Below are 20,781 nucleotides of genomic sequence, written 5' to 3'. Positions count from 1 at the left end.
TCTTTCAAAGGTATGATTTTTATGGTTGTTTTTTGAGGGGGAGATGTTTTTCTTCAAAATGCAAATCCTAACCATCTCACAAAAGTGCTTAAGGTTCTCCAAAAAACAGGACTCGAAATACAAATAGAACCTCAAGGAATTCACGTTAAGCGAAATCCAAAGAAAACAAAAATTATGCCCGTTGATATTAAAACTGGACCTTATCCTGCTTTTCCAACGGATCTCCAGGCGCAGTTTATGGCGCTCATGACACGGGCTGAAGGCATTGCGCATATTACAGAGACGATTTTTGAAAATCGGTTTATGCATGTTCAAGAACTCAATCGTTTGAGGGCGCAAATAAAGCTTGATGGGCAGAGGGCAACCGTTTATGGAACAGAGGGTTTGCAAGGGGCTCCCGTCATGGCGACGGATTTACGCGCTTGTTGTTTCTCTTGTTATTGCGGCCCTCTTATCTTTTTACATGACGGTAAAAGGGGGGGCGGCAAAGGGGGAAACAATCGTCAATCGTGTCTATCATCTTGATCGTGGCTTTGAAAGATTAGAAGAAAAATTAATCCGTTGTGGTGCAAAAATCCAACGCATTACCGTGTAAATCTTTCAAAGATATGCCCCAAAGAATGGCTTTGGAGAGGTTGCTTGGGGTGGATGTTGTTGGCGGCGTGCTTTCAGGTGTGCTTTGGGGGGTGTTTTAGCACAATGCTTTTTGGGGGGGGGCTTTGGGGGGCTTGATCTCAAGAATCAAGGTTTGTTAACCTTCTCAATAAACCGCAGGTCTTATTGCATGGTTTTGGAAAGCGAGCATAAGCGTTTGAGAGGCGGGTGGGGTTCATAAAACAAACACTGTTTTAAATTTTATTGCCAATTTCCTGAAATTGCTTTATTGGTAAGAGAATGTTTTGGTCGTCTACGCAGCGATCAACAGGGAATGAAAGACCCGAAACTTGAGACACGTATTTATCCAGCTTTATGGATATCCCGGATTTCCGGGAGCTTTTGTTATGTCCAGGTGCTCTTTAGCACTAAAAGCAAAAGGCTGAGTCAAGTTTCAGCTCTTTCAACTCCCGGAATACCAATGCGAGGGCGCTCGCAACTGGCAGGGGAGCTTGAAGTGAAAGCTAAAAATCCACACTTTAACGATATTTCGATCGGTCGAAAAATTCGCTTTAAAAGAACAATGATCGGAATGTCGCAAAAGCAATTAGGCAGCCAGTTAGGTGTGACTTTTCAACAAATCCAAAAATATGAAAAAGGCTCTAATCGTATAGGAGCGGGGCGTTTACAAGAAATTGCTGATATTCTCAATGTTCCCATTTCCTTTTTTTACGCTGATCTCTCAACAAAAGAAAACGCCTTGGATCCTTGTGATGAAGGGATCGTAAGTAAAGAAGAGCACATTCTTTTGAAAAGTTTTAGAGAGCTCAAACCTAAGAAAAGGAAAGCTATTTTGTGTTTGATTGTCTCATGAGATAAAAAACACTGTTTTAATTTTTATTGTAAATCTCCTGAAATTGCTTTATACCTTAAAGGTGAGTTTGGTCGTATACGCAGCGACCAAGAGGGATTCAAAAACCCCTAAAATCCGAGCGTAAAAATGAACCTACTTTTGTGGGTGTCCCGGAATTCCGGGAGTTTTTGCTATGTCCAGGTGCGCTCTAGCACTAAAAGCAAAAAAGCTGACTCGGATTCAGTGTTTTTGACTCCCGGAATACCAATGCGAGGGCGCTCGCAACCGGCAGGGGAGCTTGAAGTGAAAGCTAAAAATCTACACTTTAACGATATTTCGATCGGTCGAAAAATTCGCTTTAAAAGAACAATGATCGGAATGTCGCAAAAGCAATTAGGCAGCCAGTTAGGTGTGACTTTTCAACAAATCCAAAAATATGAAAAAGGCTCTAATCGTATAGGAGCGGGGCGTTTACAAGAAATTGCTGATATTCTCAATGTTCCCATTTCCTTTTTTTATGCGGATCTCTCAACAAAAGAAAACGCCTTGGATCCTTGTGATGAAGGGATCGTAAGTAAAGAAGAGCACATCCTTTTGAAAAGTTTTAGAGAGCTCAAACCTAAGAAAAGGAAAGCTATTTTGTGTTTGATTGTCTCATGAGATAAAAAACACTGTTTTAATTTTTATTGTAAATCTCCTGAAATTGCTTTATACCTTAAAGGTGAGTTTGGTCGTATACGCGACGATCAATAGGGAACTGAAAGCCCGAAACCTCGATACATAAAATTAACCTACTTTTGTGGGTGTCCCGGAATTCCGGGAGTTTTTGCTATGTCCAGGTGCGCTCTAGCACTAAAAGCAAAAAGCTGATTCGAGGTCAGTGCTTTCAGGCTCCCGGAATACTTATGCGAGGGCGCTCGCAACCGGCAGGGGAGCTTGAAGTGAAAGCTAAAAATCTACACTTTAACGATATTTCGATTGGTCGAAAAATTCGTCATAGACGCATTGCCATGGGGCTTTCTCAAAAAGAATTGGGGAGATTTTTAGGCGTTAGTTTCCAACAAATCCAAAAATATGAAAAAGGCGCCAATCGTATTGGTGCCGGGTGTTTACTGGAAATTGCTAAAAAATTGCAAGTTCCTATGAGCTTTTTTTATGCGGATTTTTTAACAGCCGATATTTCCGTAAAAGAAAATGTCTTGTGCTCCTGCGATGAAAGGATCTCAAGCCAAGAAGAGCACATTCTTTTGAAAAGTTTTAGAGAGCTCAAACCTAAGAAAAGGAAAGCTATTTTGTGTTTGATTGTCTCATGAGATAAAAAAGACTGTTTTAAATTTTATTGCCAATTTCCTGAAATTGCTTTATGAATAACATTGTGACTTTGGTCGTCTACGCAGCGATCAGTAGGGTCTGAAAGCCCTAAAATCCGAGCGTAAAAATGACCTACTCTTGTGGGTATCCCGGAATTCCGGGAGTTTTTGCCATGTCCAGGTGCGCTCTAGCACTAAAAGCAAAAAAGCTGACTGAACTCAGTGTTTTTGACTCCCGGAATACTTATGCGAGGGCGCTCGCAACCGGCAGGGGAGCTTGAAGTGAAAGCTAAAAATCCACACTTTAACGATATTTCGATCGGTCGAAAAATTCGTCATAGACGCATTGCCATGGGGCTTTCTCAAAAAGAATTGGGGAGATTTTTAGGCGTTAGTTTCCAACAAATCCAAAAATATGAAAAAGGTTCCAATCGTATTGGTGCCGGGTGTTTACTGGAAATTGCTAAAAAATTGCAAGTTCCTATGAGCTTTTTTTATGCGGATTTTTTAACAGCCGATATTTCCGTAAAAGAAAATCACTCACATCATGATCAATGCACCTATAGCGAACAAGAATATTTGCTTTTGAAAAGTTTTAGAGAGCTCAAATCTAAAAAGCAGAAAGCAGTCTTATGGTTAATTTCTCATTAGAGTAAAAAAATAAAAGAATCTCTTGCTAAATAATAAATTATTATATAAACCCTTTTTTAGAGAAGGGGGTTAACATTTCCCCCCCCCCGCAGAAATGTCCCAATGGGGCCTCCTTCTCTTCATTTTAAAAATCATGAAAGATTTTACTCTTTACCCTTTTTTTTAAGAGTGACTTAACCTCTTTTTTAAAGAGTGACTTATCCTATTATGTTATGCCGTAAAACACCGTTGTTTCGAGCGGTGATATAAGGCATGAAAATCTTTACATATTGAGTGTTTTTTAGATATCGTGATCAGTATTCAGGGCCGGGCTTGTTTGTCGCACCTATGAAGTGAACTGCATGAAGTGGTTAGCAGGAGGAACCTGCCGCGAGAGGCTGGACTGTTGATAGGTCGGTGACCGGTAGGAATCTCCATCCTTTGAGATGTGGGGAGGAGGTCAATTGTACTAGAAAAGTTGTGTATTAGGCAAATTCAGGGGTGTGGCGTTTTAGGGGAGAAAAATTTTGGGAAGGGCTTGAAAAATTATCTTGCCAAAAAGAATTCTCAAAAGGAAACATTGGAGAACAATCATCCAAAGGGGCGCACAGTGGAGAGTGATCATCAAAGGGACGGCTGAAAAAAGCTACCAAAAATCTGGAACTTCAGGCTTTAAATGAGGACCAATTCGTACTGCCGAGACCTTTTCTGCTAAACCTGTTCGATCTGAAATCTCAACCGCTAAACCACAAAGGGTGGCGGGACCACATGCTGGTTCAAAACGATTTTGCCTCGTTTTATAAAGAAAACGGTGTAAGGGTTCTTCTTTATCCATTCCAAGAGATGAGTTGTAATCTCCACACATGCCTGCATCCGTTAAATAGGCGCTCCCACCTTCTAAGATTTGCGCGTCAGCCGTGGGAATATGCGTATGTGTGCCAACGATAACACTCACACGGCCATCAAGAAAATGGCCAAAACATTGCTTCTCGCTTGTCGTTTCTGCGTGAAAGTCAAAAATAATCGCATCGGCTTGTTCTATCAATGAACAGGCGAGCAGAATATTTTCCGCTGTTGCAAATGGATCTTCTACTTTGCACGGCATAAAAATGGAGCCCAACACATTGGCGACAAGAACACGGGCTCCATTTTTGGCTGTAAAAACACAAGCACCTCTTCCAGGAGTTTCTTTCGAAAAATTGGCAGGGCGTAAAAAACGATCATTCTCATGGGCATACTGCAATGCTTCTTTGTGAGAAAAAGCATGATTGCCCGAGGTAACAACATCAATACCGATCATCAAAAGATCTTGATACGTCTCTTGTGTGAGACCAAAACCACTGGAAGCATTTTCACCATTCACCACAACAAAATCAAGTCGCCATTGCTCAATCAGTTGAGGTAGATGTTCAAAAACGGCTTTACAGCCTGTGTTACCAACAATGTCACCTAAAAATAAAAAACGCATAGGTGCTTTAATCACATTTTAACATTTTAAGAAACCTTTTTCTGTAAAAATGCCCTGTACCTGTAGATCATGTTCTGCTGCGGGAATAGAGGAAACCTCCTGACATGAAAAGCCCATGCCCCATAATGTTATTTGATGTCCTTGTTTTTCAAGGGCTTCAACCGCACGGTCATAATATCCTCCTCCATAGCCAAGACGGTGGCATTGACGATCAAAAGCAGAAAGCGGGACAATAATATTATTGGGAACAACAACGCTATTGTCTGCACCTGGACCAAAGGTGCCAAAGCGCATCGGCTCTAAAATCGTGTTGGACGAAAATGCACGGAAAATCATGGTAGTGGAATCAAGCACTGCTGGTAAGGCTAAACGCCCACCGTGTAACGCTACAGCATCCAGTAAAGGACGCGGGTCAATTTCCGATCTAATGGGCCAATAGCCTGCTAAAATGAGGCGTGAAAAATCTGTTCCCTTTTTTTCAAGGTACTCCATAAAATGGCAACAAGCACGCTGCGAAAAAAGTGCGCGCTCTTCTATTAAAAGAGCATCACGACGTGATAAACCGCTTTTGCGCTGCTGTGTGCGAAGGGATAAAGCAGCTTCACAGAGAGGATTTTGTGTTATTATTTCGTCAATTGTTTTATAAGATACTGGCATTTTATTCATTATTGGCGTTTTGTAAATCGCTTTATGGATAAGCGCTGTGCGCGTGAAAAAAGTGCGCGCTCTTCTATTAAAAGAGCATCACGACGTGATAAACTGCTTTTGCGCTGTTTGTCGTGCGAAGGGATAAAGCAGCTTCACAGAGAGGATTTTGTGTCATTATTTCGTCAATTGTTTTATAAGATACTGGCATTTTATTCATTATTGGCGTTTTGTAAATCGCTTTATGGATAAGCGCTGTGCGCGTGAAAAAAGTGCGCGCTCTTCTATTAAAAGAGCATCACGACGTGATAAACTGCTTTTGCGCTGTTTGTCGTGCGAAGGGATAAAGCAGCTTCACAGAGAGGATTTTGTGTCATTATTTCGTCAATTGTTTTATAAGATGCTGGCATTTTATTCATTATTGGCGTTTTGTAAATCGCTTTATGGATAAGAGCTGTGCGCGTGAAAAAAGTGCGCGCTCTTCTATTAAAAGAGCATCACGACGTGATAAACTGCTTTTGCGCTGTTTGTCGTGCGAAGGGATAAAGCAGCTTCACAGAGAGGATTTTGTGTCATTATTTCGTCAATTGTTTTATAAGATACTGGCATTTTATTCATTATTGGCGTTTTGTAAATCGCTTTATGGATAAGCGCTGTGCGCGTGAAAAAAGTGCGCGCTCTTCTATTAAAAGAGCATCACGACGTGATAAACCGCTTTTGCGCTGTTTGTCGTGCGAAGGGATAAAGCAGCTTCACAGAGAGGATTTTGTGTCATTATTTCGTCAATTGTTTTATAAGATACTGGCATTTTATTCATTATTGGCGTTTTGTAAATCGCTTTATGGATAAGCGCTGTGCGCGTGAAAAAAGTGCGCGCTCTTCTATTAAAAGAGCATCACGACGTGATAAACCGCTTTTGCGCTGTTTGTCGTGCGAAGGGATAAAGCAGCTTCACAGAGAGGATTTTGTGTCATTATTTCGTCAATTGTTTTATAAGATGCTGGCATTTTATTCATTATTGGCGTTTTGTAAATCGCTTTATGGATAAGCGCTGTGCGCGTGAAAAAAGTGCGCGCTCTTCTATTAAAAGAGCATCACGACGTGATAAACCGCTTTTGCGCTGTTTGTCGTGCGAAGGGATAAAGCAGCTTCACAGAGGATTTTGTGTCATTATTTCGTCAATTGTTTTATAAGATGCTGGCATTTTATTCATTATTGGCGTTTTGTAAATCGCTTTATGGATAAGCGCTGTGCGCGTGAAAAAAGTGCGCGCTCTTCTATTAAAAGAGCATCACGACGTGATAAACCGCTTTTGCGCTGTTTGTTGTGCGAAGGGATAAAGCAGCTTCACAGAGAGGATTTTGTGTTATTTGATGTCCTTGTTTTTCAAGGGCTTCAACCGCACGGTCATAATATCCTCTCCTCCATAGCCAAGATGGTGGCATTGACGATCAAAAGCAGAAAGCGGGACAATAATATTATTGGGAACAACAACGCTATTGTCTGCACCTGGACCAAAGGTGCCAAAGCGCATCGGCTCTAAAATCGTGTTGGACGAAAATGCACGGAAAATCATGGTAGTGGAATCAAGCACTGCTGGTAAGGCTAAACGCCCACCGTGTAACGCTACAGCATCCAGTAAAGGACGCGGGTCAATTTCCGATCTAATGGGCCAATAGCCTGCTAAAATGAGGCGTGAAAAATCTGTTCCCTTTTTTTCAAGGTACTCCATAAAATGGCAACAAGCACGCTGCGAAAAAAGTGCGCGCTCTTCTATTAAAAGAGCATCACGACGTGATAAACCGCTTTTGCGCTGTTTGTCGTGCGAAGGGATAAAGCAGCTTCACAGAGAGGATTTTTTTGTAAGTGCTGTCTGTTTTGTAAAATAAAACCCATCGTCATTTTGATTTCTTGAAAAGAGCATATTGCTCTTTGGCTCATAGAAAAGAGAGCTTCATAGACAAAATAGACAAAGAGGGGCTTGTGCAAAAGGGCATGATCAATTTTTGGGGGGAAATTTATGGGTAAAAAAAGTTTTACTGATGTAAAAAGGGTGATCCACAACAGCCGATGGAAAAAGCTGATCCCGGGAACCTATACAAATAGGTGGGCGCCATATGAAAAAGCCCACGGGCTTGATCAGGGACAGCTCCCTTGGAGATCACTAAGGTCTCAGGAATACGTTATTTCCTGTCGAGAAGCGCAGAACACCCTCCTTAATATAAAACAATTTTAGAGTTTCTGCTAGAGATAAAATAACTTAAAGCTCTTATTTTTCATAAAGTTTTTCAAGAGGGGGGGATGATATTGCGGGTGGCTGCTGGAACTGGCTGTATGATGGAGGGACGGCTTATTCAAAGTAAAAAAAACATAAGTGGGGGCAGGTAAAGTGAAGCAGAATTTTTATGGCAATCGCTTGATTTTTATGTTTTAGGGGGAATGCTTGGAGGAGTTTTGATGGGGGATATTTCTTATTCAAGAATATTGGTTTAACTGACGTTGCGTCTTTGAAGTTTTTGCCTTGTAGGGAATATTTCAGGGCTGTTTTATCAATTTTGAGGGAAAATTGTGAACGCTTTTCGTTTCTATGATTTTTCTTTTCGTTTCTATGATTTTCTAAGTCTAAAAAGGCATCACCAATCACGGGGAGAAGACTATGAGAGTACTCGTGAAGAGCGAAATATAGTAAAAGATAAATATTTTTTGTCTTTAGAATGAAGTAACACAATAAAGAGGTGAAAAATCTAAAGAGGGAGGAAACATGAAACCTATTAACTTTAGAAAATTATATACTTTTACTTTCAAGATGACAATTAAAGAACCTGTTAAGTAAAGAACCTGTTAAGCCCTATATGGTTGCAATTGTTAATGTTGAAGATCTAACAGATATCACTGTTTTTACAATAAACGATGGTGATCCTGTTAGACTTTTTTAGAATTTGTGAAAAAAATAGAAAACAGTACAAGATTTTATGCTTATAACCTAAACTATGATTATGCTATTATTCGATCATGGTGTCATTTTAATCAAAATGATCTTATAACACCTAAATTTTATGATTTTATCTCGCAAAATGATAGAGTTCTTAAATCGGAACTTGCATTTCAATCAAATAAATCAAAAAGAGTTTATCTATTCGATTCATTAGAGTTATTTTTAGTTCCTTTGCAAGACATAATAACAGCTTTTACCGATTTAAAACAAAGTGAAGCTTCTCCCTTTGAGTATATTGATGATGTTATTATTCAACAAAATGATATCGACTGTTGTGTGAATGAAAGCAAGGGATTAGCTATTGCTCTCAAAAAAAGACTCCAATGGGGAAGAAATAAAATGACTTTCGCGGCCGATGCTAAAGCTGTATGGTCAGAAAAAATGTTTAAAAAATTTACAAAAATTAAAGCAGAAACATATTTATTCCCATCTTTAGAAGAAGATGAGGAGAAGATTTTAAGAAAAGCAAATGACGGTGGTTTTTGTTTTTTAATAGATATATGGGTAAATTCATAAATAAAGAAATTGAAATTTATGATGTCAATAGTATGGGCCCTGCTATGATGTTAAAACAATTACCTGTAGGGGCACCTCTTTATAAAAAAGGTAAAATTAAAACTAATGACTTACATCCTCTAGGTCTTCAAAGATTTTATATAAATTCAGCAGAATTAAGAGAAAATAAAATACCTATTTTAAATAATAACACAATCATCATCTGGGGGTGTTGAATATTTACAAATTTTATCTGAATATGAATGTGAACATAAAAAAATATTCATGTTAACATTACAAGAATTTGAATTGTTTAAACAATCTTATCACTACCAAAATTTGGAATTATTAGATGGTTATCTATTTAAAGCAAGAGATGACCGTTTCACTGATTATATTGATGAATTTTTTGAATTGAAAAATTCTTCAGATAAAAAATCAGCAGAATAGGAAAAATGTTTCTTAATTCATTATGTGGAAAAATGGCTGAACGTCCTCATAGAATTAAAAGATATATCGAATTTGAAAATGATGTCCTTAGATTTATTGGGGGTGAAACAATATTCCAAAAATGTGATTATTTACCAATTGCTTTATTTGCTGCAAGCTATGCTCGTATGTTTTTAATTGAGTCTATTTACAAAATTGGACTTGAAAACTTCATCTATTGTGACACTGATAGTATCCGTTGTTTCAAAACTGAAAATGCTAAAAAATTAGATATTCATCCCTCTAAAATAGGGGCTTGGAAATTAGAAAATAAAAAGAAAATTATAGCAGCTAAATATTTAGCTCGTCGTCGATATTGTTTGCAATTTGAAGATAATACTTTTCAAGCAGTTTGCCCATATATACCTTCTGACAAATTAACGCCTCACATCAAGTCATTGGATGATTTTCAACTTGGTAAAAGAGTTAAAATGACAGGTTTTGAAATGGGTGTTGGTGGTCTATACCCAATAGAAAGATTTGTTCCAATTTAAAGGAAAATAGGAAAAGTGAGTATACTGGGAGATGAAAACGTGCATAGAAAGGCGTGAGAGTATCAAATTTTATCTTGTTCTGGCGTAACATACTGTTATTTACTGGCAATATAAGATTGCCTCCTTGATAGGTTTAAGTGTTTTTAATGTGTGTGGTGAATGTCCTTAAGGTTGTTTGTCGAGCTTTAAGTTTAAGGAAATCCCATACGTGGGAAACCAAGTGAAGCCTGCTAGAATTCAGATTATTTACAGACCGGGGCGGGTTAAGAAACTTCGTGCTTTGAGGTGAGGATATTCATTGGTAATCGCTTGATTTTTATATTTCGGGGGAATGCTTGGAGGAGTTTTGATGGGGGATATTTCTTATTCAAGAATATTGGTTTAACTGATATTGCGTTTTTGAAACTTTTGCCTCGTGAAGCCATATTTTATTGTTGTTTTATCAATTTTGAGGGGTGGAGAAGAGCCTATATGGTATGTGCTGCTCTAGGTTGAAGCTCATAAAAATAAAAAACAAATGATAATAGTTTATCAGAGATGCTAAGTAATGTTTTAAACTTTTTCAAAAAATATTTTTTGAGGTTCGTGTTTTACAAATTTTTTATCCATGATGGAGGGATGTGAAAAAAAGAGGTGGTGTGAAGAGGACGCAGGCATGAAGCGTTTGCTTGCTATGAGAAGAAATGCTGTAGGTGCGGTGTATTGGAAGTGTTTGGACGCTGCCTTCAATACAAAACAGGTTCAAACGCATTTGTGGGTAATAGTTTAATGCTGTTTCATAAGCTTTAAGAGCAAGTTCTGGATGCTCTGTTGCTTCCATGGTAATGCCAAGTTTTAAAAAAAAGCTCTATAGTTGCGTGAGATATAGGGGATGTTTCATGGTGTGGTTATAAGCTGGGGTTTTTAGTTTATTGAGTGGGATGTAGAGCCGGCTTTGTGTCTTATCCAAGTTTGAAAGGATGGCGTCTTGTTCTTGAATGTGTTCACAGAGCTTGCGGTGCTTGTTCGTCCAACAGGGCTTGCACGCGCTTTTGAATCCTGCGCATTTGTGGGTAATAGTTTAATGCTGTTTCATAAGCTTTAAGAGCAAGTTCTGGATGCTCTGTTGCTTCCATGGTAATGCCAAGTTCAAAAAAAGCTATATAGTTGCGCGGCTCAAGTTCAAGAGCATGGTTGAGATCAAGCATGGCAAGCTTGAAATCGCTCAGTTGAATGTGAATCCAAGCGCGTCTTACCCAAGCTTCAGCGTGAGTAGGTAAAAGTGCAAGAGCATTATCAATATAATCAAGCGCAAGCCCATAATCGTCGCTACTGATCGCATTTTCAGCCCATGACATTAAAAGATCAATCGTTTCACTCCCCGATTGGGACCATAAATGTTGAAGTTGTTGACTGATCTTTTTCGCTTGAGAAACATCAGCACAATATTTCAACTCTTTTAGTAAACGTAAAATTTCTGCTTCTTTGCGTTGCTTAATTCTGTCAACATGAGAAAGCTGCTCTGAGTCAAAATCTTCAAGAATAATCGCAGATGAATTAGAATCGGAGAGCGTTGAGGAAGGGGTAGGAGAATTGGGGATAAGATCATCTAACGGTAAAAGCGATTGTGGAGAAGGACGATCTTCAGGAAGTGAAGGAGGATTTTGCCCATATCCAGAAGAAACAAAACAAAAAACGCCAACAAAAGAAAGAAAAAAAATGCGCTGGAAAATACAGAAAAAACGCAGCTGAGAAAATCGAAAAGCTTTTAAAAAAATAGAAGAACCCATAAAAACAAGCCCCCAAAAGATAAATCACCAAATTTTATCAAACAATGGACTCGTAACCAACGGACTTATAACCAAAAAAATCTTAAGAAAAAATTTTTAAGCCTACAATAAAGTAGGCATAAAAACATTAATCCTAAAAGAATTAGCCCTGACGCGCTCTAAAACGCGGGTTCGTTTTATTAAGAATATAAATACGACCTTTACGACGCACCAAACGATTGTTACGGTGGCGCTCCTTTAGTGCTTTAAGCGAATTTTTAATTTTCATAATATTCACCGTTTAAACAGTTTACGTAACACAATACTATAATATAGCATTAAAAACTATAATACAGCATTAAAACACAAAAATATAATATTACAACCCAAATACAATATTACAACCCCAATATAATATTACAACCCCAATACACTGCTCACTCAATGAACATTACATTGCGGTGAACATTACATTGTGGTGAACATTACATTGCGGTATTGTATTTGCAGCATAACATTACACGATACACTTTTTCACTGTGATCACAAAAAGAAAAACGCACCCTTAAGGTACGCATTAACACACTTCATTAGCACAACGAATAAGTGAAAATTGCAAAAAAAGCAAGGGAGATTTAACAAGAAGTCTTATTCTTGTCAAGGGTGTATTATACATTTCCTATGCTATGTTAATGGTTGCCTTGAAGGTAAAAATATTCTCGCAAAAAGTATAAAAAAAGGATAAAGAATGAAAACAAGCTAAGAGCTTCTTATTTGTGAGAAAATAATCCTGTTGCTCAGTAAAATATCATCGTTTAGTAAGGTTCATGTAAAATTTATATCATGAGGTGTTTTTTGTTAGTCTGTGATGATATTCTTAAGGCTTATTCTTAAAAACTAGAAAATAAACCGCATGATGAAGATAAATGTGATGAATTGATAAGGATAAATTTCTATTGTTCATAGTAAACATAGTAAACTTAAGAGTCTCGCATAGTGTTAAGGTTTTTTATTGCCAATCTGTGCATCTTTAACCATAGCATTTGCTTCTTGCATATCACAAGCGGGGTTGGTGTATGGGTGAAAACACTTGAAGATAAGGAATAAAACGGTCTTTTATAAATGCTTTCAAGTGCAAGAGAGTGTTGCAACATTGGGGACTGGCAAAGCAGTGTGATGAGAATGGTGTTTATGCTTTATAAGCCTGAAGAGGGTGGTGCACTATGAATGTTATGCTATTATCGAGAGCTTTTATGCTCTATGATGGGGGGGCTGTTGTGAAGTGGTGGCAATGTGCATTGGCCAAGTGTTTCTTTAAAATAAGCGCGTGTTAAAATAAGTGCGTAAATTGGTAACACAAGTGTCTTCTGTTTGAGGCTTTTTATTTCACCTGAGGGCTGAGAGGATGTTTGGTTTGGGAATGGATAAGCTTAGTGCTGTAATCGCATTCTGTAATTATATCTTTGATGTGGAGATCAGAAACGGAGCGGAGCGCTTGGCACTTTTAATGAGGGATTAAATCTGTGCTGTTAGTGTGCTGTTAGAGTGAAAGATTATGCATAAATTTCTCTTTTAGGGCAATAGTTTATGATTCTTTGCAACCCCAATTAACCTCTACGTGTCCAATTACCTCTACGTGGCAACCCAATTATTTCTAAGTGGGGTGGATTGCTGGATATTGTCGAGCAGATGGGGAATTCAAATCATCCAGTGAGGGAGCCAGTATATTGAAAATAGGCCTTGGCTCTTGAATGTGGGTGGTTTGAATTCCTTTTAATATCCATATTGCAGAAAAAATTTGACCTTCCCAAGGGCGGTCTACGATGATGTTTATTGAAAGAGTGAAAGGTTCACATTATCTGGCGATAAACGTAACAAAAGTATGTCATAATACCAATTTATATACATGTTGCCAATGCCAAAGAGGGCTGACATAATGATCATTGGTATCCCAACCGATAGGGGCAGTGCCTCTCTTCCTCCTACGAGGTACGCTATACAAAGAAATCCTGTCATTAATAAAAAGCCTATCGACAGGATTTTCGTTACGAGAACAATGGGTTTACGAAAGGTTAAAAGAAAGAGGAACAACATGTGTCTAAATGGACCCCCTTTACGTTTTTTGGGAGGAACAGGCTGTGCCTCATTTAAAGTTGCTTCTTTACTTTCATTGTTTTCATTTTTGAGTTTGTTTGAAGAGATACCCTCCATTACTTTCCCCTTTTGTATGGTATTTTTGCTATAAAAAGATCTAAGTTTGTGCTGAACATTAATCACATATTAAAATAAGATACAAGCGAAATTATTTTGTTATTATTATAAATGAAGTATTTTTTTTGCTAAATAAGCGTTTTAAAGGCAATTATATTATTAAACTGATAGTATTAAAAAGTATAATTTAGCTTTATCAGGGTAATAAAATAAACATTTATACTTTGTCAATTAAGGGTGCTATTAGGTGCTCTTCAAAGAAGCTTGCATCGAGAAAAAATTTGGAACTTTGTGAAGTGCGGGTCTGTTGGTTTTGACGGATGTCATTGCTGAGTAGAATAAAGAGTTACAAACAGTCTCTTATTGGGTGATTATAGAGTATGCGTAAACAAAGTATGTTTACTAAGGGAGTTCATAAAGAACTGTGCGTGATGCAATAAAAATATGCCATAAAATCAATGAGCATTCTATGCTTGTGATGCGCCTTATAATTCCTTGTCTTAACAAGCTTAAAGAAAAGGTGGGACAACTGATGCGCTGAAAAGAGGGGCGCGTGAGAGAAGAAAAATTGATCTGTAAAGAGGCAATTTAAGCCGTTCGAGGACGTTGAGGAAACTTTTTCGAGAAAGATGTTGAGCGGATGAATGAAAGGAACAAAGTCTTCTATCCGTTAAGAAAAAAAGAGAGAGGGAAGCTGCTATGCTGGAGGGGCTATCTTGCCAATATTGGGCTGCGTTTGCGAGAGTTGTTTGGGCAGAGTAATATGTTTTATCTCTTTGCAGCGGTTTTATGAAAAAATAAAACGATGCTTTTGTGAAAATGCTTTTGTGAAAAAATGAATATAAGAAGAGAGGCTAGAGACAATAAAAGCGCATTGTGGATTGGTATCTAGGGGCGCAATAGATTAGTCTATTTCCTAAAGATTTGGATTAAAAGGAAAATGAAGGAGCTGCCTCTATCATGGGAAAATAACACTGCCTGGAGGTAACATGTTGGATGAGGGGGGAAGATGTGTGAAGCGGTTTGGGGCGAGAAGAGGTGATATTTTAAAAGAGCAGGGCTTGTAGGAGGGTGTGAAGCCCTGTCCGGAGGTGGAGAGTTGAAGGGGTGGGGCGCTTGTTGAGCCACGTGGATGGTCTCTCGGTGTTGGGTGAGGCTTTGTTTTGGGGTGGTGAGATGTGAAGCGGTTTGGGGCGAGGGGGGTGATATTTTAAAAGAGCAGGGCTTGTAGGAGGGTGTGAAGCCCTGTCCGGAGGTGGAGGGTTGAAGGGGGGCGCGCGCTTGTTGTGAACCTGCGTGGATGGTCTCTCGGTGTTGGGTGAGACTTTGTTTGGGGGTGGTGAATTGTGTGTGGGGCTTGGGTAAGAAGCTGGGTTGTCGAGTATTGTTTACAGAGCAGTGCGGGGTGGGTGAACTTTTCATTTGGTTAATTGCTGTAAAGATGTAAAAGCGTAAAAATGTGGATCTGTAAAAGTGAAGGGGAAATTCAAGGACGTGGGGATTTATGTATTGTGTGTGTTTTTGTCATGTTGGGCTTTTGGCATGGTGTGGAATGGTGTGAGAGGATGTGGGGAAGAGGTGGTGCGTTGACGGGAGTGGAGAGTTGAAGGGGTGGGGCGCGCTTGTTGTGAACCTGCGTGGATGGTTTCTCGGTATTGGGGGAGGTTGTTTTGGGGGGCTGAGATGTGAAGCGGTTTGGGTAAGAAGCTGGGGTGTCGAGTATTGTTTACAGAGCAGTGCGGGGTTGGGTGGAAGTTTCATTTGGTTAATTGCTGTAAAGATGTAAAAGCGTAAAAACGCGATTCTGTAAAAGTGGAGCGGAAGTTCAAGGACGTGGGGATTTGTGGATTTATGTATTGTACGTGCTTTTGTCATGTTGGGCTTTTGGCATGGCGTGGAATGGTGTGAGAGGATGTGGGGAAGAGGTGGTGCGTTGACGGGAGTGGAGAGTTGAAGGGGTGGGGCGCTTGTTGAGCCACGTGGATGGTCTCTCTGTGTGTGTGGGGGGAGGTTGTTTTTTCCGTCTTTGTAGGAGAAAAGCGTCTTTATAGGTGGGCTTAAGATTTGCTAGCTGGTCCCATTAATTGGATGACATGCCCCATTTTGCGGTGGGGGTGAACAGTGCTTTTGCCATATAAATGGATCGAGGTACGCTCTTGCGTGAGAAAATATTTTAACATGCTTAAATTGTTACCAAGAAGATTTGTCATTTGGCAATCGCTATGGCGATAGGGACTGCCTAAGGGAAGTCCGCAAAGTGAGGGGTGAGGCTTTGTTTTGGGGGGCTGAGATGTGAAGCGGTTTGGGTAAGAAGCTGGGTTGTCGAGTATTGTTTACAGAGCAGCGCGGGATGGTGGGAAGTTTCATTTGGTTGATTGCTGTAAAGATGTAAAAGCGTAAAAATGTGGATCTGTAAAAGTGAAGTGGAAATTCAAGGACGTGGGGGATTTGTGGATTTATGTATTGTGCGTGTTTTTGTCATGTTGGGCTTTTGGCATGGTGTGGAATGGTGTGAGAGGATGTGGGGAAGAGGTGGTGCGTTGACGGGAGTGGAGAGTTGAAGGGGTGGGGCGCGCTTGTTGTGAACCTGCGTGGATGGTTTCTCGGTATTGGGGGAGGTTGTTTTGGGGGGCTGAGATGTGAAGCGGTTTGGGTAAGAAGCTGGGTTGTCGAGTATTGTTTACAGAGCAGCGCGGGATGGTGGGAAGTTTCATTTGGTTGATTGCTGTAAAGATGTAAAAGCGTAAAAATGTGGATCTGTAAAAGTGAAGTGGAAATTCAAGGACGTGGGGGATTTGTGTATTGTGCGTATTTTTGTCATGTTGGGCTTTTGGCATGGCGTGGAATGGTGTGAGAGGATGTGGGGGGTGATGTTGGATGAGGGAGTGGTGTTTTTGAGAAAAGGAGGGTGTGAAGCCCTGTCAGGAGGTGGAGTTGAAGGGGTGGGGGGCGCGCGCTTGTTGAGCTGCGTGGATGGTCTCTGTGTGTGGGGGGGGGGGAGGTTGTTTTTTCCGTCTTTGTAGGAGAAAAGCGTCTTTATAGGTGGGCTTAAGATTTGCTAGCTGGTCCCATTAATTGGATGACATGCCCCATTTTGCGGTGGGGGTGAACAGTGCTTTTGCCATATAAATGGATCGAGGTACGCTCTTGCGTGAGAAAATATTTTAACATGCTTAAATTGTTACCAAGAAGATTTGTCATTTGGCAATCGCTATGGCGATAGGGACTGCCTAAGGGAAGTCCGCAAAGTGAGGGGGGAGGCTTTGTTTTGGGGGGCTGAGATGTGAAGCGGTTTGGGTAAGAAGCTGGGTTGTCGAGTATTGTTTACAGAGCAGTGCGGGTTGGGGGGAAGTTTCATTTGGTTAATTGCTGTAAAGATGTAAAAGCGTAAAAATGTGGATCTGTAAAAGTGGAGCGGAAGTTCAAGGACGTGGGGGATTTATGTGTTGTGCGTACCCTTGGGGCTTGTTGGGCTTTTGTCTGGTGTGAAATGGTGGTGAGAGAACTAGGGGGATGCATTTGTGAATGGAGGGTAAGTTGGGATGAAGAGGGGTGGTGTGTTGACGAGAGAGGAAAGAAGGTGTGAGGGGAAGGGGGCTATGAAGTGATGGAGGGAAGTTTCGTTTTTGAAGTGGGATTGACCGGTGCTTTCAGTGATCTTACTTTAGGGTGGTGAAGGGACAAGAATATTTTAAAATAGGGCATATTTGTCGCTTTTGATGAAACAGTCTCGTTTGGGCGGGATCTGAAGTTTATAGGGGGTGGATATATTGGCAAATAATGTGAGTTGTTGCGCTTTTTCCTAATCAGAGATCAACCATAAAATTGCTTTTTGTTTTTTCGGCTGGAGTTCTCTAAAATTTTTCACAAGTGAGTGTTCTTTTTCGCTGTATGTTTCTTGATCGTGCTGTAAGAGAGTTTCTTTTGTTGAAAGATCTTTTTTTGTAGTAATATCGGCATAAAAAAAGCTTATAGGGACTTCCAGTTTTTGGGCGATTTCCAGCAAACATTTGGCGCTTACACGATTTAAACCTTTTTCATATTTTTGGATTTGTTGGAAACTGACGCCTAAATGGGTTCCTAATTCTTTTTGGGAAAGCCCCATGGCAATGCGTCTATGGCGGATTCTTTTGCCTATAGAAATGTCGATAAAATGTGGATTTTTGGTTGGCACTTTGCACCCCCTCCGGTTGCGAGCGCCCTCGCATTGGTATTCCGGGAGTAACAAGTACTGAACCCTAGTCAGCTTTTTGCTTTTAGTGCTGGTGGCACCTGGACATAGCAAAATCTCCCGGAATTCCGGGAAACCCACAAAAGTGGGCTCAATTGTACGCTAGGGTTTAGGGCTTGTTTTCCCTCTTGGTCGTTGCGTATACGACCAAAATATCTCTTTAAGTGATAAAGTAATTTCAGGAGATTGGCAAGAGAAATCAATACGTCATAAAACGGCGTGATTGGGAGGGGCAGTGATCTGAAGAGCGTGGGGGGCTGGGGTAAGAAGCTGGGTTGTCGAGTATTGTTTACAGAGCAGTGCGGGGTTGGTGAACTTTTCATTTGGTTAATTGCTGTAAAGATGTAAAAGCGTAAAAATGTGGATCTGTAAAAGTGAAGTGGAAGTTCAAGGACGTGGGGGGGGGCTTGGATAAAAAGCTGGGTTGTTGAGGATTGTTTTCAGAGCAGCGCGGGATGGTGGGAAGTTTCATTTGGTTAATTGCTGTAAAGATGTAAAAGCGTAAAAATGTGGATCTGTAAAAGGTAAGGGGAAATTCAAGGACGTGGGGATTTGTGGATTTGTGTATTGTGCGTGCCTTGGGGCTTGTTGGGCTTTTATCATGGTGTGGAATGGTGTGAGAGGATGTGGGGTGTCAGAATGAAGCCGAGGGAGATTGATGGAATGGTGTGAGAGGATGTGGGGAAGAGGTGATATTTTAAAAGAGCAGGGCTTGTAGGAGGGTGTGAAGCCCTGTCCGGAGGTGGAGGGTTGAAGGGGGGCGCGCGCTTGTTGTGAACCTGCGTGGATGGTCTCTCGGTGTTGGGTGAGACTTTGTTTGGGGGTGGTGAATTGTGTGTGGGGCTTGGGTAAGAAGCTGGGTTGTCGAGTATTGTTTACAGAGCAGTGCGGGGTTGGTGAACTTTTCATTTGGTTAATTGCTGTAAAGATGTGAAAGCGTAAAAATGTGGATCTGTAAAAGTGAAGTGGAAGTTCAAGGACGTGGGGATTTGTGCTGTGTATGTTTTTGTCTGGTGTGGAATGTGTTCAGAGAACTAGGGGGGGGATATTTTAAAAGAGCAGGGCTTGTAGGAGGGTGTGAAGCCCTGTCCGGAGGTGGAGGGTTGAAGGGGTGGGGCGCGCGCTTGTTGTGAACCTGCGTGGATGGTCTGTGTGTGGGGGGGGGTGAATTGTGTGAAGCGGTTTGGGTAAGAAGCTGGGTTGTCGAGTATTGTTTACAGAGCAGTGCGGGTTGGGGGGAAGTTTCATTTGGTTAATTGCTGTAAAGATGTAAAAGCGTAAAAATGTGGATCTGTAAAAGTGAAGTGGAAATTCAAGGACGTGGGGATTTGTGCTGTGTATGTTTTTGTCTGGTGTGGAATGTGTTCAGAGAACTAGGGGGGGATATTTTAAAAGAGCAGGGCTTGTAGGAGGGTGTGAAGGGCCCTGTCCCGGGGGGGGAGTTGAAGGGGTGGGGCGCGCGCTTATTGAGCCGCGTGGATGGTTTCTCGGTATTGGGTGAGGCTTTGTTTTGGGGGGTGAGATGTGTGTAGGGCTTGGATAAAAAGCTGGGTTGTTGAGGATTGTTTTCAGAGCAGCGCGGGATGGTGGGAAGTTTCATTTGGTTAATTGCTGTAAAGATGTAAAAGCGTAAAAATGTGGATCTGTAAAAGTGGAGTGGAAGTTCAAGGACGTGGGGGATTTATGTGTTGTGCGTACCCTTGGGGCTTGTTGGGCTTTTGTCTGGTGTGAAATGGTGGTGAGAGAACTAGGGGGACGCATTTGTGAATGGGGGGTAAGTTGGGATGGAACGGGGGAAGTGTTTGGGTGTGTTGATGGGAAGGGGTGTAGGAAATGGAGGAGGAGAGAGTGCGTATGGGATAAAGGGAAGAGGGGGGATAAGAGGCGGTGGTGCGAAGGGATGCGTGAAGGGGGGGTGTGAGGGGATAGCGCTTGGCTTATGGTACTTGATGAAACAGTCTCGTTTGGGGGGGATCTGAAGTTTATAGGGGGGGATATATGAGCGAAGAATATTGAATGGTGCGCTTTTTCCTAATCAGAGATCAACCATAAAATTGCTTTTTGTTTTTTCGGCTGGAGTTCTCTAAAATTTTTCACAAGTGAGTGTTCTTTTTCGCTGTATGTTTCTTGATCGTGCTGTAAGAGAATTTCTTTTGTTGAAAGATCTTCTTTTGTAGTAATGTCTGCTGTTAAAAGATCCGTGTAGAAAAAGGTAAGAGGAACTTCCAGTTTTTGGGCGATTTCCAGCAAACATTTGGCGCTTACACGATTTAAGCCTTTTTCATATTTTTGGATTTGTTGGAAACTGACGCCTAAATGGGTTCCTAATTCTTTTTGGGAAAGCCCCATGGCAATGCGTCTATGGCGGATTCTTTTGCCTATAGAAATGTCGATAAAATGTGGATTTTTGGTTGGCACTTCAAACTCCCCTCCGGTTGCGAGCGCCCTCGCATTGGTATTCCGGGAGGTTGAAAATACTGAACCTAAATCAGCTTTTTGCTTTTAGTGCGAAAACGCACTTGGACATAGCAAAAACTCCCGGAATCCCGGGATACCCGCAAAGCGGGATAAATTTATGTTTAGGTTTCGGGTCTTCAACTCCCTATTTGACCGTTGCG

The 20,781-nt window shown here is 40.8% G+C and carries 31 protein-coding genes, 1 other RNA gene and 4 pseudogenes; 18 read left to right on the top strand and 18 right to left on the bottom strand.

Annotated features, from left to right (window positions below; all coding sequences use genetic code 11):
- Nucleotides 1-36 precede the first annotated feature (36 nt).
- The 5 genes and pseudogenes from QHG57_RS09550 to QHG57_RS09530 all read left to right on the top strand — a co-directional run.
- Nucleotides 37-595: pseudogene (locus QHG57_RS09550) on the top strand (carboxyvinyltransferase); the annotation flags it as partial.
- A gap of 288 nt (nucleotides 596-883) precedes the next feature.
- On the top strand, nucleotides 884-1,468 hold the full coding sequence (locus tag QHG57_RS09545; RefSeq protein ID WP_330169200.1) for a helix-turn-helix domain-containing protein: 585 nt from the start codon (nucleotides 884-886) through the stop codon (nucleotides 1,466-1,468).
- 246 nt (nucleotides 1,469-1,714) lie between these two features.
- A complete protein-coding gene (locus QHG57_RS09540; RefSeq protein WP_330169199.1) occupies nucleotides 1,715-2,107 on the top strand; it encodes a helix-turn-helix domain-containing protein in 393 nt (130 codons plus the stop codon).
- Between the two features lie 245 nt (nucleotides 2,108-2,352).
- Nucleotides 2,353-2,760, top strand: a complete 408-nt coding sequence (locus QHG57_RS09535; RefSeq protein WP_330169198.1) for a helix-turn-helix domain-containing protein — start codon at nucleotides 2,353-2,355, stop codon at nucleotides 2,758-2,760.
- Between the two features lie 243 nt (nucleotides 2,761-3,003).
- Nucleotides 3,004-3,408, top strand: a complete 405-nt coding sequence (locus QHG57_RS09530) for a helix-turn-helix domain-containing protein (protein WP_330169197.1) — start codon at nucleotides 3,004-3,006, stop codon at nucleotides 3,406-3,408.
- Between the two features lie 625 nt (nucleotides 3,409-4,033).
- Here QHG57_RS09530 and QHG57_RS09525 read toward each other — a convergent pair.
- The 10 genes and pseudogenes from QHG57_RS09525 to QHG57_RS09480 form a co-directional block, all read right to left on the bottom strand.
- On the bottom strand, nucleotides 4,034-4,855 hold the full coding sequence (locus tag QHG57_RS09525) for a TIGR00282 family metallophosphoesterase (protein WP_330168759.1): 822 nt from the start codon (nucleotides 4,853-4,855) through the stop codon (nucleotides 4,034-4,036).
- Nucleotides 4,856-4,873: 18 nt separating this feature from the next.
- Complete coding sequence (locus QHG57_RS09520; protein ID WP_330169592.1) at nucleotides 4,874-5,512, bottom strand: 5-formyltetrahydrofolate cyclo-ligase; 639 nt, start codon at nucleotides 5,510-5,512, stop codon at nucleotides 4,874-4,876.
- A 76-nt stretch (nucleotides 5,513-5,588) separates the two neighbouring features.
- A complete protein-coding gene (locus tag QHG57_RS09515; protein WP_330169196.1) occupies nucleotides 5,589-5,720 on the bottom strand; it encodes a hypothetical protein in 132 nt (43 codons plus the stop codon).
- A gap of 67 nt (nucleotides 5,721-5,787) precedes the next feature.
- Nucleotides 5,788-5,919: a hypothetical protein gene (locus tag QHG57_RS09510; protein ID WP_330168098.1), complete on the bottom strand. Its 132-nt coding sequence runs from the start codon at nucleotides 5,917-5,919 to the stop codon at nucleotides 5,788-5,790.
- Nucleotides 5,920-5,986: 67 nt separating this feature from the next.
- Complete coding sequence (locus tag QHG57_RS09505; RefSeq protein WP_330169196.1) at nucleotides 5,987-6,118, bottom strand: hypothetical protein; 132 nt, start codon at nucleotides 6,116-6,118, stop codon at nucleotides 5,987-5,989.
- Between the two features lie 67 nt (nucleotides 6,119-6,185).
- On the bottom strand, nucleotides 6,186-6,317 hold the full coding sequence (locus QHG57_RS09500; protein WP_330169196.1) for a hypothetical protein: 132 nt from the start codon (nucleotides 6,315-6,317) through the stop codon (nucleotides 6,186-6,188).
- Between the two features lie 67 nt (nucleotides 6,318-6,384).
- Complete coding sequence (locus QHG57_RS09495; RefSeq protein ID WP_330168098.1) at nucleotides 6,385-6,516, bottom strand: hypothetical protein; 132 nt, start codon at nucleotides 6,514-6,516, stop codon at nucleotides 6,385-6,387.
- Nucleotides 6,517-6,864: 348 nt separating this feature from the next.
- Nucleotides 6,865-7,396: pseudogene (locus QHG57_RS09490) on the bottom strand (5-formyltetrahydrofolate cyclo-ligase); the annotation flags it as partial.
- A 155-nt stretch (nucleotides 7,397-7,551) separates the two neighbouring features.
- A non-coding RNA gene (gene ssrS, locus QHG57_RS09485) (6S RNA) lies at nucleotides 7,552-7,712 on the bottom strand.
- A gap of 138 nt (nucleotides 7,713-7,850) precedes the next feature.
- Nucleotides 7,851-8,144 carry a hypothetical protein gene (locus tag QHG57_RS09480; RefSeq protein WP_330169195.1) on the bottom strand — a complete coding sequence of 98 codons (294 nt, stop codon included), beginning with the start codon at nucleotides 8,142-8,144 and terminating at the stop codon, nucleotides 7,851-7,853.
- Nucleotides 8,145-8,441: 297 nt separating this feature from the next.
- Here QHG57_RS09480 and QHG57_RS09475 point away from each other — a divergent pair, with 297 nt between their 5' ends.
- From QHG57_RS09475 to QHG57_RS09460, 4 genes are read left to right on the top strand one after another with little or no spacing between them, the layout of a single operon-like run.
- Nucleotides 8,442-9,011 carry a hypothetical protein gene (locus QHG57_RS09475; protein ID WP_330168096.1) on the top strand — a complete coding sequence of 190 codons (570 nt, stop codon included), beginning with the start codon at nucleotides 8,442-8,444 and terminating at the stop codon, nucleotides 9,009-9,011.
- Entirely contained in the window at nucleotides 8,996-9,226 is a 231-nt protein-coding gene (locus QHG57_RS09470) for a DNA polymerase (RefSeq protein WP_330168095.1), read from the top strand. Before QHG57_RS09475 ends, QHG57_RS09470 begins: the two co-directional genes overlap by 16 nt.
- Before the next feature lie 49 nt (nucleotides 9,227-9,275).
- Entirely contained in the window at nucleotides 9,276-9,440 is a 165-nt protein-coding gene (locus QHG57_RS09465; protein ID WP_330169194.1) for a hypothetical protein, read from the top strand.
- Between the two features lie 32 nt (nucleotides 9,441-9,472).
- Nucleotides 9,473-9,973, top strand: a complete 501-nt coding sequence (locus QHG57_RS09460; RefSeq protein ID WP_330169193.1) for a hypothetical protein — start codon at nucleotides 9,473-9,475, stop codon at nucleotides 9,971-9,973.
- 601 nt (nucleotides 9,974-10,574) lie between these two features.
- Here the strand turns inward: QHG57_RS09460 and QHG57_RS09455 are convergent.
- The 4 genes from QHG57_RS09455 to QHG57_RS09440 all read right to left on the bottom strand — a co-directional run bounded on the left by QHG57_RS09455 (nucleotide 10,575) and on the right by QHG57_RS09440 (nucleotide 13,932).
- Nucleotides 10,575-10,793: a hypothetical protein gene (locus QHG57_RS09455; RefSeq protein ID WP_330169192.1), complete on the bottom strand. Its 219-nt coding sequence runs from the start codon at nucleotides 10,791-10,793 to the stop codon at nucleotides 10,575-10,577.
- A 163-nt stretch (nucleotides 10,794-10,956) separates the two neighbouring features.
- Nucleotides 10,957-11,742 (bottom strand): tetratricopeptide repeat protein, encoded by a 786-nt coding sequence (locus QHG57_RS09450; RefSeq protein WP_330168091.1) that lies wholly within the window; start codon nucleotides 11,740-11,742, stop codon nucleotides 10,957-10,959.
- Between the two features lie 142 nt (nucleotides 11,743-11,884).
- Nucleotides 11,885-12,010, bottom strand: coding sequence for a type B 50S ribosomal protein L36 (gene ykgO / locus QHG57_RS09445; protein WP_013545486.1), 126 nt, complete (start codon nucleotides 12,008-12,010; stop codon nucleotides 11,885-11,887).
- Nucleotides 12,011-13,551: 1,541 nt separating this feature from the next.
- Nucleotides 13,552-13,932 (bottom strand): hypothetical protein, encoded by a 381-nt coding sequence (locus QHG57_RS09440; protein WP_330169191.1) that lies wholly within the window; start codon nucleotides 13,930-13,932, stop codon nucleotides 13,552-13,554.
- 1,457 nt (nucleotides 13,933-15,389) lie between these two features.
- On the opposite strand from QHG57_RS09440, the gene QHG57_RS09435 reads away from it, so the two are divergent.
- Nucleotides 15,390-15,539 (top strand): hypothetical protein, encoded by a 150-nt coding sequence (locus QHG57_RS09435; RefSeq protein ID WP_330168085.1) that lies wholly within the window; start codon nucleotides 15,390-15,392, stop codon nucleotides 15,537-15,539.
- Nucleotides 15,536-15,718: a hypothetical protein gene (locus QHG57_RS09430; protein WP_330169190.1), complete on the top strand. Its 183-nt coding sequence runs from the start codon at nucleotides 15,536-15,538 to the stop codon at nucleotides 15,716-15,718. The genes QHG57_RS09435 and QHG57_RS09430 overlap by 4 nt, the downstream gene beginning before the upstream one ends.
- Nucleotides 15,719-15,989: 271 nt before the next feature.
- Here QHG57_RS09430 and QHG57_RS09425 read toward each other — a convergent pair.
- Nucleotides 15,990-16,193 (bottom strand): annotated as a pseudogene (locus QHG57_RS09425) (5-(carboxyamino)imidazole ribonucleotide synthase); the annotation flags it as partial.
- A gap of 141 nt (nucleotides 16,194-16,334) precedes the next feature.
- On the opposite strand from QHG57_RS09425, the gene QHG57_RS09420 reads away from it, so the two are divergent.
- From QHG57_RS09420 to QHG57_RS09410, 3 genes are read left to right on the top strand one after another with little or no spacing between them, the layout of a single operon-like run.
- Nucleotides 16,335-16,493 carry a hypothetical protein gene (locus QHG57_RS09420; RefSeq protein WP_330169189.1) on the top strand — a complete coding sequence of 53 codons (159 nt, stop codon included), beginning with the start codon at nucleotides 16,335-16,337 and terminating at the stop codon, nucleotides 16,491-16,493.
- The gene (locus QHG57_RS09415; RefSeq protein WP_330169188.1) at nucleotides 16,490-16,654 is read left to right on the top strand and encodes a hypothetical protein; all 165 of its coding nucleotides are present in this window, start codon (nucleotides 16,490-16,492) and stop codon (nucleotides 16,652-16,654) included. Before QHG57_RS09420 ends, QHG57_RS09415 begins: the two co-directional genes overlap by 4 nt.
- A gap of 43 nt (nucleotides 16,655-16,697) precedes the next feature.
- On the top strand, nucleotides 16,698-16,955 hold the full coding sequence (locus QHG57_RS09410) for a hypothetical protein (protein ID WP_330169187.1): 258 nt from the start codon (nucleotides 16,698-16,700) through the stop codon (nucleotides 16,953-16,955).
- 25 nt (nucleotides 16,956-16,980) lie between these two features.
- On the opposite strand, the pseudogene QHG57_RS09405 reads toward QHG57_RS09410, so the two are convergent.
- A pseudogene (locus tag QHG57_RS09405) lies at nucleotides 16,981-17,184 on the bottom strand (5-(carboxyamino)imidazole ribonucleotide synthase); the annotation flags it as partial.
- A 178-nt stretch (nucleotides 17,185-17,362) separates the two neighbouring features.
- On the opposite strand from QHG57_RS09405, the gene QHG57_RS09400 reads away from it, so the two are divergent.
- Nucleotides 17,363-17,518, top strand: a complete 156-nt coding sequence (locus tag QHG57_RS09400) for a hypothetical protein (protein ID WP_330169186.1) — start codon at nucleotides 17,363-17,365, stop codon at nucleotides 17,516-17,518.
- Nucleotides 17,519-17,734: 216 nt separating this feature from the next.
- On the opposite strand, the gene QHG57_RS09395 is transcribed toward QHG57_RS09400, so the two are convergent.
- Nucleotides 17,735-18,106 (bottom strand): helix-turn-helix domain-containing protein, encoded by a 372-nt coding sequence (locus QHG57_RS09395; protein ID WP_330169185.1) that lies wholly within the window; start codon nucleotides 18,104-18,106, stop codon nucleotides 17,735-17,737.
- 1,001 nt (nucleotides 18,107-19,107) lie between these two features.
- On the opposite strand from QHG57_RS09395, the gene QHG57_RS09390 reads away from it, so the two are divergent.
- The 3 genes from QHG57_RS09390 (at nucleotide 19,108) to QHG57_RS09380 (ending at nucleotide 20,084) form a co-directional block, all read left to right on the top strand.
- The gene (locus tag QHG57_RS09390; RefSeq protein WP_330169184.1) at nucleotides 19,108-19,296 is read left to right on the top strand and encodes a hypothetical protein; all 189 of its coding nucleotides are present in this window, start codon (nucleotides 19,108-19,110) and stop codon (nucleotides 19,294-19,296) included.
- 197 nt (nucleotides 19,297-19,493) lie between these two features.
- On the top strand, nucleotides 19,494-19,664 hold the full coding sequence (locus QHG57_RS09385) for a hypothetical protein (RefSeq protein ID WP_330169183.1): 171 nt from the start codon (nucleotides 19,494-19,496) through the stop codon (nucleotides 19,662-19,664).
- A gap of 171 nt (nucleotides 19,665-19,835) precedes the next feature.
- Complete coding sequence (locus tag QHG57_RS09380; RefSeq protein ID WP_330169182.1) at nucleotides 19,836-20,084, top strand: hypothetical protein; 249 nt, start codon at nucleotides 19,836-19,838, stop codon at nucleotides 20,082-20,084.
- Between the two features lie 110 nt (nucleotides 20,085-20,194).
- Here QHG57_RS09380 and QHG57_RS09375 read toward each other — a convergent pair whose 3' ends face one another.
- A complete protein-coding gene (locus QHG57_RS09375; protein WP_330169177.1) occupies nucleotides 20,195-20,581 on the bottom strand; it encodes a helix-turn-helix domain-containing protein in 387 nt (128 codons plus the stop codon).
- Nucleotides 20,582-20,781 lie beyond the last annotated feature (200 nt).

It is taken from the genome of Bartonella grahamii subsp. shimonis (assembly GCF_036327415.1).
GTDB lineage: Bacteria > Pseudomonadota > Alphaproteobacteria > Rhizobiales > Rhizobiaceae > Bartonella > Bartonella shimonis.
Note: the sequence above shows the minus strand (reverse complement) of the source record. Positions and strands in the feature narration are given on the sequence as shown.